The 15,332-nt window shown below is 70.3% G+C and carries 11 protein-coding genes; 2 read left to right on the top strand and 9 right to left on the bottom strand.

Going from position 1 to position 15,332, the window contains the following annotated elements:
• The 8 genes from ACZYYX_RS09925 to eccCa all read right to left on the bottom strand — a co-directional run bounded on the left by ACZYYX_RS09925 (nucleotide 1) and on the right by eccCa (nucleotide 11,262).
• The gene (locus ACZYYX_RS09925) at nucleotides 1-1,407 is read right to left on the bottom strand and encodes an ethanolamine ammonia-lyase subunit EutB (protein ID WP_463814221.1); all 1,407 of its coding nucleotides are present in this window, start codon (nucleotides 1,405-1,407) and stop codon (nucleotides 1-3) included.
• The gene (eat, locus tag ACZYYX_RS09920) at nucleotides 1,404-2,828 is read right to left on the bottom strand and encodes an ethanolamine permease (protein ID WP_463814220.1); all 1,425 of its coding nucleotides are present in this window, start codon (nucleotides 2,826-2,828) and stop codon (nucleotides 1,404-1,406) included. Before eat ends, ACZYYX_RS09925 begins: the two co-directional genes overlap by 4 nt.
• Nucleotides 2,829-2,954: 126 nt before the next feature.
• Nucleotides 2,955-4,478, bottom strand: coding sequence for an aldehyde dehydrogenase (gene adh, locus ACZYYX_RS09915; protein ID WP_463814219.1), 1,524 nt, complete (start codon nucleotides 4,476-4,478; stop codon nucleotides 2,955-2,957).
• A 90-nt stretch (nucleotides 4,479-4,568) separates the two neighbouring features.
• Entirely contained in the window at nucleotides 4,569-5,897 is a 1,329-nt protein-coding gene (locus ACZYYX_RS09910) for a helix-turn-helix domain-containing protein (protein WP_463814218.1), read from the bottom strand.
• A 106-nt stretch (nucleotides 5,898-6,003) separates the two neighbouring features.
• The gene (locus tag ACZYYX_RS09905; protein WP_463814217.1) at nucleotides 6,004-6,300 is read right to left on the bottom strand and encodes a WXG100 family type VII secretion target; all 297 of its coding nucleotides are present in this window, start codon (nucleotides 6,298-6,300) and stop codon (nucleotides 6,004-6,006) included.
• Nucleotides 6,301-6,310: 10 nt separating this feature from the next.
• Nucleotides 6,311-6,643 (bottom strand): WXG100 family type VII secretion target, encoded by a 333-nt coding sequence (locus ACZYYX_RS09900; protein ID WP_463814216.1) that lies wholly within the window; start codon nucleotides 6,641-6,643, stop codon nucleotides 6,311-6,313.
• Nucleotides 6,644-6,730: 87 nt separating this feature from the next.
• Nucleotides 6,731-7,786: a type VII secretion-associated protein gene (locus ACZYYX_RS09895; RefSeq protein ID WP_463814215.1), complete on the bottom strand. Its 1,056-nt coding sequence runs from the start codon at nucleotides 7,784-7,786 to the stop codon at nucleotides 6,731-6,733.
• Nucleotides 7,768-11,262, bottom strand: coding sequence for a type VII secretion protein EccCa (eccCa, locus tag ACZYYX_RS09890; RefSeq protein WP_463814862.1), 3,495 nt, complete (start codon nucleotides 11,260-11,262; stop codon nucleotides 7,768-7,770). Before eccCa ends, ACZYYX_RS09895 begins: the two co-directional genes overlap by 19 nt.
• Nucleotides 11,263-11,357: 95 nt before the next feature.
• Here eccCa and eccD point away from each other — a divergent pair, with 95 nt between their 5' ends.
• Nucleotides 11,358-12,668 (top strand): type VII secretion integral membrane protein EccD, encoded by a 1,311-nt coding sequence (gene eccD, locus ACZYYX_RS09885; protein ID WP_463814214.1) that lies wholly within the window; start codon nucleotides 11,358-11,360, stop codon nucleotides 12,666-12,668.
• Nucleotides 12,665-13,972 carry a type VII secretion-associated serine protease mycosin gene (gene mycP, locus ACZYYX_RS09880; RefSeq protein WP_463814213.1) on the top strand — a complete coding sequence of 436 codons (1,308 nt, stop codon included), beginning with the start codon at nucleotides 12,665-12,667 and terminating at the stop codon, nucleotides 13,970-13,972. Before eccD ends, mycP begins: the two co-directional genes overlap by 4 nt.
• Here mycP and eccB read toward each other — a convergent pair.
• The gene (eccB, locus tag ACZYYX_RS09875) at nucleotides 13,937-15,313 is read right to left on the bottom strand and encodes a type VII secretion protein EccB (protein WP_463814212.1); all 1,377 of its coding nucleotides are present in this window, start codon (nucleotides 15,311-15,313) and stop codon (nucleotides 13,937-13,939) included. The genes mycP and eccB overlap by 36 nt on opposite strands.
• Nucleotides 15,314-15,332 lie beyond the last annotated feature (19 nt).

The following is a 15,332-nucleotide window of genomic DNA, read 5'->3' as shown; positions in this document are numbered from 1 at the left end:
TCATGACGCCGCCAGCGCGCGCAGCGGCGAACGCGTCACGTCCAGCGGGATCACCCGGCCGGCGTCGTCCATCATGCCGACCGTGCGCAGCCACGCCTCGAACTCCGGCGCAGGCCGCAACCCCATGGTGCGGCGGGTCACCAGCACGTCGTGGAACGACAGGCTCTGGTAGCCGAGCATCACGTCGTCGGCGCCGGGCACGGTGATGACGAACGCCACCCCGGCCGCGGCGAGCAGCGTGAGCAGCGTGTCCATGTCGTTCTGGTCGGCCTCGGCGTGGTTGGTGTAGCAGACGTCGACACCCATCGGCAGGCCGAGCAGCTTGCCGCAGAAGTGGTCCTCCAGCCCGGCGCGCACGATCTGCTTGCCGTCGTAGAGATACTCCGGCCCGATGAAGCCCACCACGGTGTTGACGAGCAGCGGCTGCAGGTCGCGCGCCACCGCATAGGCCCGCACCTCCAGGGTCTGCTGATCGACGGGCCGGCCGCCGGTGCCGAGATGGGTGCCCGAGCTCAGCGCGGACCCCTGCCCCGTCTCCAGGTACATGACGTTGTTGCCGACGGTGCCGCGCCCGAGCGAGCGGGCCGCCTCGTTGCCTTCGCGCAGCACCGCGAGATCGACGCCGAATGCGCTGTTGGCTCCCTCGGTGCCCGCGATGGACTGGAACACCAGGTCGACGGGCACGCCCTGCTCGATCAGCCCGATCGTCGTGGTCACGTGGGAGAGCACACAGGACTGCACGGGGATGTCGTAGCGGGCGCGGATCGAGTCCAGCAGGTGCAGCAGGTCGGCGGTGGCGTGCGGCGAATCGGTCGCCGGGTTGATGCCGATGACGGCGTCGCCACAGCCCAGCAGCAGCCCGTCCAGGACGGCGGCGGCGATGCCTCGCGGGTCGTCGGTCGGGTGGTTGGGCTGCAGCCGGGTGGCCAGCGTGCCGGGGACGCCGACGGTGGTGCGGAACGCGGCGCGGACCTCGGTGGCGGCCGCGACGGCGATCAGGTCCTGGTTGCGCATGATCTTGCTGACCGCCGCGACCATCTCGGGAGTCAGCCCGGGCGCGATCGCCGCGATCCCTGCCGCGCCGTCGTCGCGCGCGGCCGCGTCGAGCAGCCAGTCCCTCAGCCCGCCCACCGTGAGGTGGGAGATCGCCGAAAACGCTTGGCGGTCATGGCCGTCGATGATCAGCCGAGTGACTTCGTCACTCTCGTAGGGCACCACGAGCTCGGTGAGAAAGGTGTCCAGCGGGAGGTCGGCCAACGCCCAGGCCGCCGCCGCGCGTTCGGCGTCGCTGTCGGCGGCGCACCCGGCGAGCTGATCACCGGACCGCAGCGGGGTGGCCTTGGCCATCAGGTCGACCAGCCCGTCGAAGCTGTAAGTCGTTCCCGAGATCTGCTGGTGGAACTTCACGTCAGACCCCCTTCCGCCTGTGCGAGCATCGCGAACTCTTCGTCGGGCGAGTTGGCCACCAGCCGGTGCCGGCTGACGAACGCGAAATACAGCAGGAACGCGGCGAACACCGCGAGGCAGCACAGCGCGGCGATGGTGTCGACCAGGAACGTCGCGATCACCGCCAACGCGGCGATGACCAACGCGAATCCGGTGGTCGCCACGCCGCCCGGCGTGCGGTAGGGCCGCGGCATGGTCGGCTCGCGTCGTCGCAGCACGATGTGGCTGACCATCATCAGCACGTAGCTCACCGCAGCCCCGAACACCGCCATGTTGAGCAGCAGATCACCCTTGCCCGTCAGCGACAACGCGAAGCCGATCAGGCCGGGCACGATCAACGCCAGCGTCGGCGCCTTGCGCGAGTTCGTCACCGACAGCACGGTCGGCAGGTAGCCGGCCCGCGACAGCGCGAACAGCTGCCGGGAGTAGGCGTAGATGATCGAGAAGAAACTGGCGACCAACCCGGCCAGCCCGATGTAGTTGACAACGGTGGCAGCGGTGGTGCTTCCGAGCGCCTCGACCAGTGGGTTGCCGGACTCCGACATCGCGGCCGCACCGCCGGCGCCGGTGGCCAGCACGAGGACCCCGACGCACGTCACCAGCAGCACGCCCATCGCCGCGATGATGCCGCGCGGCACGTTGCGCTCTGGGTTGGCCGTCTCCTCCGCGGCCAGCGGTACGCCTTCGACGGCCAGGAAGAACCAGATCGCGAACGGGATCGCCGCCCAGATGCCGAGGTAACCGTAGGGCAGCAGCGACGACGCGCCGGCGGCGTCGGTCGGTGCGATGTCGGTGAGATTCGCCGCGTCGAAGCTACCGACCGCGGCGATGGCGAACACCACCAGTCCGACCAGGGCGATGGCGGTGATCACGAACATCACCTTGAGCGCCTCGCCGACGCCCGACAGGTGGATTCCGATGAAGACCGCGTAGGCGACCAGATACACCCACCAGCCGTTCTGAATACCAAAGAGCCCCAACGATTCCACGTAGGCGCCGATGAACGTGGCGATGGCCGCGGGGGCGATCGAGTACTCGATGAGGATGGCGGTGCCGGTGGCGAAACCGCCCCACGGACCGAGCGCGCGCCGGGCGAAGGTGTAGCCGCCGCCCGCTGCGGGCAGCGCCGACGACAGCTCGGCCATGCCGAGCACCAGAGCCAGGTACATCGCGGCGATGATGACCGCGGCGATCGCCAGCCCGCCGAAGCCGCCGTGGCCGAGGCCGAAGTTCCAGCCGGAGTAATCCCCGGAAACGACGTAGCTGACGCCGAGCCCGGCGAGCAGCAGCCAGCCTGCACTTCCCTGTTTCAGCTGGCGCCGTGCCAGGTATTCGTCGGTCTGTCGGTTTTCTGCGACGCTCTGACGCGGACTCGAGGGCATGATCACTACTTCTATCTGTCGTATGTTTCGGGAGCTTTAAAGGTCGGTTATCCGACCATAAAAGATGACCGGAAAAACCCCGACACGGATCGCTCCGCGCCGGGGTCTTCTGGCGGTAGGGGCGGCTCAGAAAAAGCCGAGGGCCTTGTCGCTGTAGCTGACCAGCAGGTTCTTGGTCTGCTGGTAGTGGTCGAGCATCATCTTGTGGTTCTCCCGACCGATGCCGGACTGCTTGTACCCGCCGAATGCGGCATGCGCCGGGTACTGGTGGTAGCAGTTGGTCCAGACGCGGCCGGCCTTGATGTCGCGGCCCGCGCGGTAGGCGGTGTTGCCGTCACGGCTCCACACCCCGGCACCCAGCCCGTACAGCGTGTCGTTGGCGATGCTGATGGCCTCGTCGTAATCGCTGAACGAGGTCACCGCGACGACGGGACCGAAGATCTCCTCCTGGAACAGCCGCATCTTGTTGTGGCCGGTGAAGATCGTCGGCGCCACGTAGTACCCGCCGTTGAGGTCGCCGCCGAGCTCCGCGCGCTCACCACCGGTGACCAGCTGCGCGCCCTCGCTCTTGCCGATCTCGATGTAGGACAGGATCTTCTCGAGCTGATCGTTGGACGCCTGCGCGCCGATCATCGTCTCGGTGTCCAGCGGATCGCCCTGACGAACGGCCTTCGTGCGAATCGCGGCGAGTGCCAGGAATTCATCGTAGATGTCCGCCTGGATCAGCGAGCGCGACGGGCAGGTGCACACCTCGCCCTGGTTGAGGGCGAACATCGTGAAGCCCTCGAGCGCCTTGTCCTGGTAGTTGTCCGCCTCGGCCATCACATCGTTGAAGAAGATGTTCGGGCTCTTGCCGCCCAGCTCGAGCGTGACGGGGATCAGGTTCTGCGACGCGTACTGCATGATCAGCCGGCCGGTGGTGGTCTCGCCGGTGAACGCGATCTTGGAAATGCGGTTGCTCGACGCCAGCGGCTTGCCTGCCTCGACGCCGAAGCCGTTGACGATGTTGACGACACCGGCGGGCAGCAGGTCGCCGATGACCTCGAACAGGTAGAGGATCGACGCGGGCGTCTGCTCGGCGGGCTTGAGCACGATCGCGTTGCCTGCCGCCAGTGCCGGGGCCAACTTCCAGACGGCCATCAGGATCGGGAAGTTCCAGGGGATGATCTGGCCGACGACGCCGAGCGGCTCGTGGAAGTGGTAGGCGACGGTGTCGTCGTCGACCTCCGACAGCGAACCTTCTTGTGCGCGAATGCATCCGGCGAAGTAACGGAAGTGGTCGATGGCCAGCGGGATGTCGGCGTTGAGCGTCTCGCGGATCGGCTTGCCGTTGTCCCACGACTCGGCCAGTGCGATCGACTCGAGGTTCTCCTCGATACGGTCGGCGATCTTGTTGAGGATCACCGCACGCTCGGCAGCCGAGGTCTTACCCCAGGCGGGCGCCGCGGCGTGCGCGGCATCGAGGGCGGCCTCGATGTCGGACTCGTCGGAGCGCGCCACCTCGGTGAACGCCTGGCCGGTGACCGGCGTGGGGTTCTCGAAGTAGCGACCCGCTTTCGGCGGCACCCATTGGCCGCCGATGAAATTCTCGTAGCGGGGCTTGAACGACATCAGCGAGCCGTCGGTCCCCGGTCGGGCATACACAGTCATGGTGGTACTCCTGCTCGTGTGGTGTGCGTCACTGAACCTACGCGCGCCACCGTTGCAGCACGGTTGCATAGATCTGCAACCGTCTCGGAGTCAGCCGAGTTCGTAGTCGATGCCGGCGAGATGGCCGCGCGCCTGGGCCCGCGCGAGCGCATTCAGCCCGGAGCAGTCCCGAAGCGCCTGCCAACCGTCACGGTCGTCGCGCCCTTCGGGCAGATCGAGCCAGCGCCGCAGGAGGTCGGCCCGACCGCGCCGACTCTCCGCGAGCACCGCCTCACGCAGCGTGGTCGACAGAGCGGTGCGCAGACGCGCCACCGCCGGGGAGACCGACTGGCGCAGCAGCGGCCCGGAGTACCGGTCTAGTGCGGCGTCGACGTCACCGGCGTCGAGCGCGTCGAACACTTCGCCGATGTCGCTGGTGATCGGAGCGAGTAGCCGGTAGGGCCGTGAGCCGAGGTTCTCCGCGCCAATCACCTTGCGCAACCTCGACATCTCCGCGCGGACGGTGACGACGTCGAGGTCCTTGTCGTCGAGCAGGACCGCGAGATGGTCCGCGGACAGCCCCTCCGGATGCCTGCTCAGCAGCACGAGGATGTCCGCGTGCCGGCCGGTGAGGTAGGTGGCCTGCAGGTGCCCGTACGCGTCGGAGGTCACCCAGCGGGGCCGATCGCCGCCGAGGACCACGAGGTGCGGTTTGCGAGCCGCGGGTTCGGGGCCGATCCCGGCGACCCGCAGCAGCGCGAGATGGTTCTCCACGGCGACGGCGGTGGCCCGCACCAGCGCCAGGGTCTGCGACGACGCCACCTGCGCGTCACCGGTCAGGTCGATCGCGCCGAGCAGCGCCCCGGTGGTCGGGTCGTGCACGGGGGCGGCGGTGCAACTCCACGGCTGGACGATGCGGGAGAAGTGCTCGGAGCCGTGGATCTGTAGTTCCCTGTCCAGGGCCAGGGCGGTCCCGGGGGCGTTGGTGCCGGCGCCTTGTTCGCTCCAGTCGGCGCCGGGCACGAAGTTCATCGCCTCGGCGCGGCGGCAGGCATTGGGATCGCCCTCGACCCACAGCAACGTGCCGTCGGCGGCACTGACGGCGACCACCACGCCGGAGTCGACCGCATCGTTGACCAGCAGGCGACGGATGACCGGCAGCGCCGGCGCCAGCGGGTGGGTGTCGCGCAGCCGCGCGACCGCGGTTACGGCTTCGGCGGCCCGGGCACCGTGGAAGTCGGGATCGACGCCCACTGCCCGACTGCGTTCCCAGCTCTGCGCGACGACCGGCCGCACAGCCGAGTTCAGGTCACTGGCGTCGACCTCGCCGGCGATGAACTTCTCGTGGACGGTACTCAGCGTCGCCGATAGCGGCCGGGAGCCAGCCCGCCCGTTCGTCGTCTTCGCAGTTGCCACGGGGCGATCCTTTGTGTCCGCCATCACACCTGCCCCTCACCCTATCCCACCGAGCACGGGCGGGGAGGCACTGTGCGACCCCCGGTCGGCTCCCCTCCTCCCGGGGGTCGCACAGCGTTCGGTGGGGCGCCTACGCACCCCAGGCGTGGGCGGCACTGCGGTCGGTCGCCGCGACGTCGTCGGCGCCGTCGCGCACCGCATTACCCAGACGGAACAGGATGTCGTTGAGCGCCGCCGCGGATTGCTCCCACCGCGTCTGCTCGACCCGGTACGCCTCGGCGGCGTCGCGGGTCCAGACCTGTTGCAGCGGAGCGATCTGAGTGCGCAGATCGTCCAGCGCGGCGTTGAAGCGGGACGAGGTCGCGTGGATCTGCTGGCGGATCGTGTGCTCGATGGCGGCGAAATCGTAGGACAGCATCGGGTCCATGTCGGTTCTCCTACAGGTGGGCTGACGCCGAGCCGATGGCCTGGGCATGGCTGTCGGTGACCTGGCGCAGGGTGCGCTCGTTGTCGCGGATGGTCTCGGCGATGCGCTGCAGCGCCGCGTGCAACCGCAGCGACTCCGCATTCCAGCGGTCGACCACGTCCCGGAACCGGGCCGCGGCGGCTCCGCCCCACACCGAGGCGGGCACGCTGCTCATCTGGCCGATGAACGAGGCCAGCATGGCGCGGATCTCCTCGTTGCGGGCTTCGGTCTTGCCCGCCACCGCGGCCATGAGGTCGAAGTCGGTGGCCAGTGCTCCACCAGTGGCTCCTGACGGGATCGGCATCGTAGATCCTTCCATGTGGTTTGTGGTTCATTTCTCCTGGCGTTCTACATGTTTGGACGCATGGGCCACCGGATCGGTTCCGTCGACTTATCCACCGACCGCATGGGCGCTGCGCACCGCGCGGGCACACGCCGCGGCGATCAGGTCGGCGTGGCCGGGCGTGCTCTGACAGCCCACGGCGATACGGACATTCCCGTCGCCGACCACCGCCCACGAGGTCTGGCTGCCGTCACGCACCTCGCGGTAGGTCACCGCGGCGCGGTCGCCGACCTCACCGTCGGGCCGGAAGTCGACGAACACCCCCGAAGGAGCGGATGCGATTGCGCGGTGCAGGGATTCGGCGATGTCGTCGGGGCCCGCCGGCCCGAGGGACTGTGTGAGGTGCAGCGCCGGGAGCCCATCGGGCGCGCTGACACGCACCCTGGCCGAGCCCGGCCCCGAGGTGATGCGTTCAGCCGCCCAGCCGGCGGGCACATCGATCGCGGCCCGGCCTTCGGTGAGCACCCTCCACTGCGCGGGCTCCGGGTCGCGGAGCACCCAGGGGACGGTGGACGCGACCATCACGGCCGCGCCCAGAGCGATCGCGGGCCGGCGGAACCGGGGTCGCGCCGTCAGCGTCGTCGTCACCGCGGCTTCGACGTCCTCGCGCTGTACGCGCCGCGCGGTGGACGACGTCGGGCTGGCGACACCCGGTGGCACGTCGACCAGTGCAGAGCTCGGCAGGGTGTCACCGTCACGGCCGACCACGCGGAGAGGCCGGCCGGGCTCCGCAATAGCGACCACGTCGGCGGAGAGCTCCACGACGGTCGAGGCCGACCCGGCGGCGCTGAGCAGGGGTCCGCGACGGAACACCCGAACGTCGTCGGCAACTGCCCCCGCAGCGTCGGTCACGGACACCGTCCAGCGAACCGGCCACCAGCTCGGCACCACCACGGCCAGTGAACGCGTCGGCCCGCCCGCCGCCGCCCAGAGCACCTCGCGCAGAACGTCTGACACGTCGACGACGCGGTCCTCCACCACGGCGAGCCGATCTCCCACAGCCGCGACGGCCGCTTCGGCCCATTCCGCGGGCGGGCTACCCGGACCCCGCACCGTCACCGGGCCGACCTCGACGACCACGGGTGTCACGGCGGATCGTGCCATCCCACCTGGACCAGTTCGTCGGCGCGGCCGCGCACCGACAGCACGCCACGGCCGGCCGGCAGCGGCGCAGCACGGGTGCTGCCCAGCAGCATCCCTTCCTCCGGCGAGGCGCTCATCAGAAAGCCGCTGCAGCCCATGTCCCGCAGGCGCGTCAGCACCGGATCGAACATCGCCCGGGATGCTCCACCGGATCGACGCGCGACGATGACGTGTAGCCCGAGATCCTTGGCGTGCGGCAGGAAATCGGCCAGCGGGGTGAGCGGGTTGCCGGTGGCGCCGGCCACCAGGTCGTAATCGTCGACGACGACGTAGATGTCGGGCCCGGTCCACCACGACCGTGCACGCAGTTGCCGCTGGGTGACGTGCTCGTCGGGCATACGGGCGGTCAGCCGGGCAGTCAAGGCGCTCAGCCGCGCCTCCAACGCGACAGGAGATGCCGAATAGCCTGCGAGATGGCCGGTTTCGACGACGCCCAGCAGGGTGCGCCGATAGTCGACGATCTCCAGCGAGACGTCCTCCGGCGCGTGCGTCCGTACCAGATCGATGCACAACGTCCGCAGGAGCGCCGTTTTGCCGGATTCACCGTCGCCCAGAATCAGCAGGTGCGGATTCTCGGCGACGTTCAGACTGACGGCGCCGAGATCACGCTCCCCCAGACCGACGAGTACGTGATCGCGCTCCCGCGGCCCCACGCTGATCGATTCGTGATCCACTGTGGTGGGCAGTAATTCGACCCGCGGGGCACGCCGGCCGCCGGCGTGGGTGCGGATCTGCGCAGCTCCCGGCAAAGCGATCGCCATCTGGTGACCGTCGCGGGTCAGGCCGCGCCCAGCCGGGGCCGTGCCCAGCTCACGAGCGCGCCGCCGATCCATCTCCGATTCGGCAGGCTCCCCGAGCCTCAGTTCGATGCGTGTGCCGATCTGGTCTTTCAGCGCCGGACGCAGGTCGGCCCACCGGGACGCGGCCAGCACCACGTGTACCCCGTAGGAGAGACCTCGCGTTGCGAGTGCGGTGATCGCGGACTCGAAAGCGTCGAATTCGGCTCGGACGGTGGACCATCCGTCGACGACGAGGAACACGTCCGGATCGGAGTCGCTCCGAGAAGTCTCTTCCCGTCGGCGCAGGACGGCCTCGACGTGGGCGACGGTGCGACGGCACAGGTCGGCTTCCAGCCGGCCCGCTACACATCCGACGTGCGGTAGCTCCCGCAGCGCAGTCAGGGCACCACCGCCGAAGTCCAGACAGTAGAACTGCACCGCGGCGGCGTCATGGCGCGCGGCGAGTGCGGCCACCAACGTCCGCAGCGTCGTCGACTTGCCCGATTGCGGCGCGCCGACGATCGCGGCATTGCCTGCCGCCCCTGACATGTCGACGACGAGAGGCTCGTACCGCTGCTCGAACGGTCGGTCGATCAGGCCGATCGGCACGCGCAAAGGGCTCGGCTCGAACCCGCTCAACAGGTCGTCGAGGATCGGGGAGCGCCGCAGCGGCGGCAGCCACACGCGGTGCGCTGGGCGACCATGCCCTTCGAGTCGGGCGACCATCGTCTCAAGCAGTGGCCTCGAAGCCGGCCGCTCCGCGGGAGTCCGCTGTGTGAGAGGTTCGACGACGACGCGCGTGTCCTCGGAGGCAGGCGCGGTGATCGGCACGCGACCCGAGACGTACGCCGCCTGGAAGCGGGTGACCTGCCCGGTCGCGGTCTTGAGGAAGGCGGCCCCGGGGCGGGCGGGAAGGTGGTAGGCGTCGGGCGCTCCGAGGACGGCGCGAGAGTCGGCCGCCGAGAACGTCTTCAGGCAGACGCGGTAGGACAGATGGGCTTCGAGCCCCCGCAACCGTCCCTCGTCGAGGCGTTGGCTGGCCAGCAACAGGTGCATGCCCAGTGAGCGACCCAGACGGCCCACCGCGACGAACAGGTCGGCGAAATCGGGATGCTGGCTGAGCAGTTCGGAGAACTCGTCGATGACGACGAACAGGGACGGTAACGGCGCCAACCGCGGATCGCGAGTGCGGGCTCGCCGGTACGCCGCGATGTCCGCGAGGTTTCCCGTTGCTCTGAGCAGCTCCTGCCTGCGGGTGATCTCACCGGAGAGCGCGTCGCGCATCCTCGCCACCAGCGGCGCCTCGTCGGCGAGGTTCGTGATCACCGCCGAGACGTGGTTGATGGTGTCGAGACCGAGAAACGTCGCCCCGCCTTTGAAGTCGACGAGGATGAGGTTCAGTTCGTCCGGGGAATGCGCGGTGATCATGCCGAGCACCAGGGTGCGCAGGAACTCCGACTTGCCGGATCCCGTCGCACCGACGCAGAGCCCGTGTGGACCCATGCCGCCGGCCGCGGCCTCCTTGATGTCGAGCTCGACCACGGCTCCGTCCTCACCCACCCCGACGGGCACCCGCAGGGGCGCACTGGTGCGCTGCGGCCACCGGACGGTCGGATCGAAGGCGTCCGGATCGGCGATACCCATCAAGGCCGGCCAGCCGTCGCGCCGGGACGACGCACGCTGCGGCGTCCAGCGGGCGATCCGGCGCGCGCAGGCTAGCGCCTCTGGGAGCGACAGCTCGTCGTAGCGGGCAGTCACGTTCACGCCGTCGGCGGCCACGACCACCGGTGACCGAGCGGCGCAGATCTGCACAATGGTCACACCGTCGGCGACCGGCGGCGCAGCGCCGTCGGCGATGATCACCCGGTGCTGCGGCGTCTGGTCCGCCCGAGTGTGCGGAAGCCATGCAAGCCAATCCCATTCGTGACCGTCGCTCGGGGCGACCGCTATCCCGAGCAGGGCGGGCCCATGAGCGACCGCGATCTGACACACGAGCGCCCGCGCCACCGCTCGGCAGGAGCCGGGTTCGCCGGTGATCGTGATCGATCTCGACTGGTCCAACGACACCAGTACAGGCATCTCGTGGGCCGATGACCCGGCGGCGGCGAGCCGGCGCACCGCGGCGGCGGTGACCGGGTCGGCGTCGTCGTCGGACGCGAGCTCGGGCAGCACGACCGCCGTCATCGGGTCCACGTCACCGATTCCGACCCTCGCACAGAGCAATTCGGGATGTGTGTCACCGCGCTGCCACATCGACTGTGTGCCGACGAGCGGCCAGAGCGCGTCCGGGTCGGGATGGTGGCGATACAGCCACATGTGCTGGGTGATGGCACCGGTGTGGACGGCGGCATCGACGGTGTCGAGATAGCGTAGATAGTTGGCACGTTGGGCGTTGATCTCGGCGGTTCGGGCGCCTCCGCGACCGCCGTGGGCCAGCATGCCGATCAGCGAGACCAGCATCATCGCCGGCAGGACCAGGAACATCGGGCTGCGCGAGGCCGATGCACCCGACCGCAGGTACAGCGCACTCATCCCCACCACGGCGGCGACCATCGCGACCGGCATCAACCGCGCCACCGGGTTGACCGGTGTCGCCTCGGGCAGCGGCGGCGGCGCGTCGAGCGCGATGCGGCCGCCCGGCCGGCGCAAGGGTTCCATGTAGGAGCAGACGCACCAGCACGCGCTGCGGTTCCATCCGTCGGCGGAAAACATTGGTGCGCAAGCACCCCTCGTGCCCGAGTTACGTTGCTGTCGTGACCGATACGGTGCGCCGGGTGGCCGTCCATCTGCCGCGGCAGCAACGCAGCGCCGATCTCGTGCTCCCGGCCGGGTGTCCGATCGCCGTCCTCCTGCCCTCGCTGGTGGATGCCGTGCTGGGCGACGACATGCACGCATCGGTGCCCATCCGGTGGATGCTCGGCCCGGCCGTCGGACTGCCGTTCGATCCCACGAAGAGCCTGTGCGACAACGGGGTTCACGACGGTGATCTGATGGTGCTGACCGACGAGCCGATGCCACCTCCCCGAATCCGCGTGGGTGCGACCACCAACGCGGTCATCGCGGTCGGCCGCGAGCCTGCTCCGCGCACGGGCGGTTGGGACGTCGCGGTCGCAGTCATCGTGGCGCTGACGCTGGCCGCGGTGCTCGGTTGGGCAGGCGTGGCGACCGGGCAGGACTCGGCACTGTGGGTGAGCGCGGCGACCGCGGCGGGCGCCGCGGTGGCCGCCACCGCCGGATGGGTCACGGCACCCCTGGCTGGAGCCCTGGGCATCGGGGCCGTCGGTCACGCCGCAGTCACCGGAGCGCTGGCGGCAGCAGGCACGTCCTGGACGGTCGTCTCGGTCTTCGCGGCGGGGGCCGCCGTGGCCATGGCGGTGTGCCTGTCGATGTCGATGAGCCGCAACGACGACGGCGCGACACCTGCGATGACCGCATGCGCCGCAGCAGGCGGCGCGACCCTCCTGGCCTCGGCCATCGGTGCGCTGGCGACCATGGGCCCCGCGGCGGTCGGCGCGTTGTTGGCGTGTGTGTCGCTCGCCGCCCTCGGGGCTGCCGCCTCACTCGTGGTGGCGGTGTCCGGCATCGGGCCGGCACGACGCACGGTCGGTCCCCGCCGGGCGCGGGCGGCGCACCGACTTCTCACGGGCCTGGCGGCCGGCTGGTCCGCGACGGCGATCACCGGTGTCGCGGTCGTCGCTGCCGACACCGACGAAACACGGCTGGCGGCAATCCTGTTCGCGATTGCCGTTGGAGCCGTGCTGATCCTGCGGCACCGTGTCCACTCCGATCCCGTCCGGCGGCTGATACTGGGCGGGTCGGGTCTCGCGGCGCTGGCAATCGCTCTGTTCGTCGCGGTGACCGCACACCCGCTCATGGCGCCGTGGTGGTGTTGCGGCGTCGCGCTGGCCGGTGCGGCCCTGATCCGCCTGCGGGGACTAACATGGAACCCGTTGGTGCACAACGTACTCCGTGCCATCGACTATGTCTCGATCGCCGCCGTCCTGCCGCTGGGCGCCTGGCTCGTCGGGGTCTACGACGCGGCACGTGCAGTGAACCTGCCGTGAGCCGCGTCGGTCGCCTTCTCGCAGTCACCGCGCTCACCGTGGGACTCGCCCCGTCCGCGCCGGCCGGCGCGTCGGTCTCTCCCCCGCCGATCGACGACACCCGCCTCCCTGCCGCGGGGTCCGCGCGACCACCGCGGCCCACCGAACAGCGGGTCGACTGTGTGGCCGTGCGCGCGGCGACGTCACGCGGCCACCTCCTCGAGGACGTGCCGCTGGTGTGGCCGCTGACCCGTGGCGCCGGGCAGACAGTCGCGGTCATCGACACCGGGGTGGCCCGCCATCGCCGCCTTCCCCACCTCATCCCGGGTGGCGACTTCGTCAGCACGGGAGACGGGACTGCGGACTGTGACGGCCACGGCACGATCGTCGCCGGACTGATCGGAGCGAGCCAGGACCCGTCGGACGGCTTCGCCGGCGTGGCCCCCGATGCATCCCTGTTGGCAATTCGGCAGTCCAGCAACAAGTTCGACGTCACCGACCCCCGAGGGGGCGGACCCGCTGGATCGGGCGTAGGGGACGTCGACACCCTGGCCGCGGCGGTCCGGCTCGCGGCGGACCGGGGCGCCACGGTCATCAACATCTCCTCGGTGGCCTGTCTGGCCGCCGACGCCGACCTCGACGACCGCGCCTTGGGTGCGGCCCTGGCCTACGCCGTCGACGTCACCAACGCCGTCGTCGTCAGCGCGGCGGGCAACGTGGGCGGCGCCGGCCAGTGCCCCGGGCAGAACGGCAGCGAAGCAACCGTGGTCGCCAGCCCCGCCTGGTACGACGACTACGTGCTGACCGTCGGATCGTCGGGCTCCGATGGAGCCGCCTCCGACTTCAGCCTCGCCGGGCCGTGGGTCGACGTCGCCGCACCCGGCGAGAACGTCGTGTCCCTGGCAGCCGCGGCCGACGGTGTCGTTGATTCCACGGTGAGCGGAGCCCCTCTGTCCGGCACCAGCTTCGCGGCGCCCTTGGTCTCGGGGCTCGCCGCTCTGGTCCGGTCCCGGCATCCTGAGCTCACCGCACGTCAGGTGATGGCCCGCATCGAAGACACGGCGCGGCATCCGGCGGGTGGCTGGTCCCCGACGGTCGGGCACGGTGTGGTCGACGTGCTGGCCGCGGTCGGCGACGTGGCGCCGCCGTCGGCACCACGTGCGGAGACGACACTCTCCGGTATGCCGGTCGAGGAGCGCCCGCACGAGCCGGTGTCGCTGGTACGCGCGGTGCTGCTGTGCGGCGGGCTCGTCGGCGCGGTGGCCGTCGCCGGCGCCGCGCTGCGCCGGTCACGGCCCGGCGACGAGGACGTCGCGGGCGACTGACGCGGCCGGCACGCTGAGGTCGGGTCCTCGCGGCAGGCCCGCCAGGAAGACCCAGGGAATCGGTGAGCCCGGCAGCGTGTATCCCAATCGTGTTGCAGTGTCGTCGCTCTCGATACCGAACAACGCACCGGAGTCGGCGAGCAGGAACAGCGGCCCGGTGTCATCGCCCGGATCGACGTCGCCACCCAGCGCCACCGAACGCACCAGCAGGGCACCGCCACCGGACAGCGCGACCCTGTCGACGGCGGGGCCAGCATCATCGGCCTGGGCCAGCGAGACACCGGACTCCGTTGTCGCGTCAGCGATCACGACGGCACTGTGCGGACCGGACGCGTCGGGCTCCGGCCGCCAGCGCGCGCACACCACCCGCGCGGGCGTCGCGCCCGCATGGTCGGGGTATGTGGTGACCGGTAGCGAGTCCACCACCGCAAGCGTGCCGAGGACATCGGGCGCCACCACCGGCACCGTCGCGCCGACCCGACCGTCGGTGTAGCGAATCAGGTCCGCGGTGACCGTGCTGACCCGCTGCAGACCTCCGCTGAGAACCACGAACTGCGCATCGCTGCCGGACACGCCGATCACCGTTCCGACCGGATGGTCGTGCAGCGGGCCAGGCCCCGGGGCCCCGCGGTTCGGGATGTGCGGGGCCACGACGGGGGGCGCCTCGGGCAGCGCGGCAAGCACCGCCTCGGAGATCGGGCGCGGCGCCACACCGTCGAGGCGCAACGCCCGGACGACGGCAGGGTGGCGCAGGTCGACCCGGGCCTTCGCAGCGCCGTAGAGCAGGTATGTCAGCGCGGGACCGGCCCCGCGCGGCGTGACGAGCACGGGCCGCTGGAGCGCTGCGCGGGCGGGTGCGGACGCTCCGACGATCACCGTGGTCCGACCGTCCTCGTCGCACACCATCACCGAATCCGGCGGCGGCGCAGCCGAAAGATGTTGCGGTGCTCCGGGTATGCCCATCATCGCACCGCGCGCGTGCGAGTCGACCGCGGTCTGCGACACCACCCGCGGCGGTTCGGAGCGGCCCGTGATCAACCGCGCCGAGGCCAGATTGAACACCGGGTGCAGGGTGTCGTCGACCCGCACATAGAGTGCGCCGGTCTCGCGGACCACGACGACCGACGCGTCCCCGATGTCGCTCGCCGGTCCGAACACCGCGATGACAGCGCACGCGGCGACCCCGGCAGCCGCCAACACCGCACCGACGGTGAGCGAAAGCGACTGTGCGCGAAGCGGATCGTCGAGCATCCTGACATCTCCGCGGACCAGCGCATGGGCCATGCGGCGCATCAGGAATCGGTGGCCGCTGACCTGCAGCCGTGTCGTCGGTTGACGCATGACACCCCCGTGGGTCAGC

This window comes from Mycobacterium sp. IDUB_1, from assembly GCF_055419625.1.
Note: the sequence above shows the minus strand (reverse complement) of the source record. Positions and strands in the feature narration are given on the sequence as shown.

Excerpts from the sequence above, each read along its gene's own strand:
- eat (WP_463814220.1), bottom strand. The coding sequence starts at position 2,828 with ATGCCCTCGAGTCCGCGTCAGAGCGTCGCAGAAAACCGACAGACCGAC.
- adh (WP_463814219.1), bottom strand. The coding sequence starts at position 4,478 with ATGACTGTGTATGCCCGACCGGGGACCGACGGCTCGCTGATGTCGTTC.
- ACZYYX_RS09910 (WP_463814218.1), bottom strand. The coding sequence starts at position 5,897 with ATGGCGGACACAAAGGATCGCCCCGTGGCAACTGCGAAGACGACGAAC.
- ACZYYX_RS09905 (WP_463814217.1), bottom strand. The coding sequence starts at position 6,300 with ATGGACCCGATGCTGTCCTACGATTTCGCCGCCATCGAGCACACGATC.
- ACZYYX_RS09900 (WP_463814216.1), bottom strand. The coding sequence starts at position 6,643 with ATGCCGATCCCGTCAGGAGCCACTGGTGGAGCACTGGCCACCGACTTC.
- ACZYYX_RS09895 (WP_463814215.1), bottom strand. The coding sequence starts at position 7,786 with ATGGCACGATCCGCCGTGACACCCGTGGTCGTCGAGGTCGGCCCGGTG.
- eccCa (WP_463814862.1), bottom strand. The coding sequence starts at position 11,262 with ATGGAACCCTTGCGCCGGCCGGGCGGCCGCATCGCGCTCGACGCGCCG.
- eccB (WP_463814212.1), bottom strand. The coding sequence starts at position 15,313 with ATGCGTCAACCGACGACACGGCTGCAGGTCAGCGGCCACCGATTCCTG.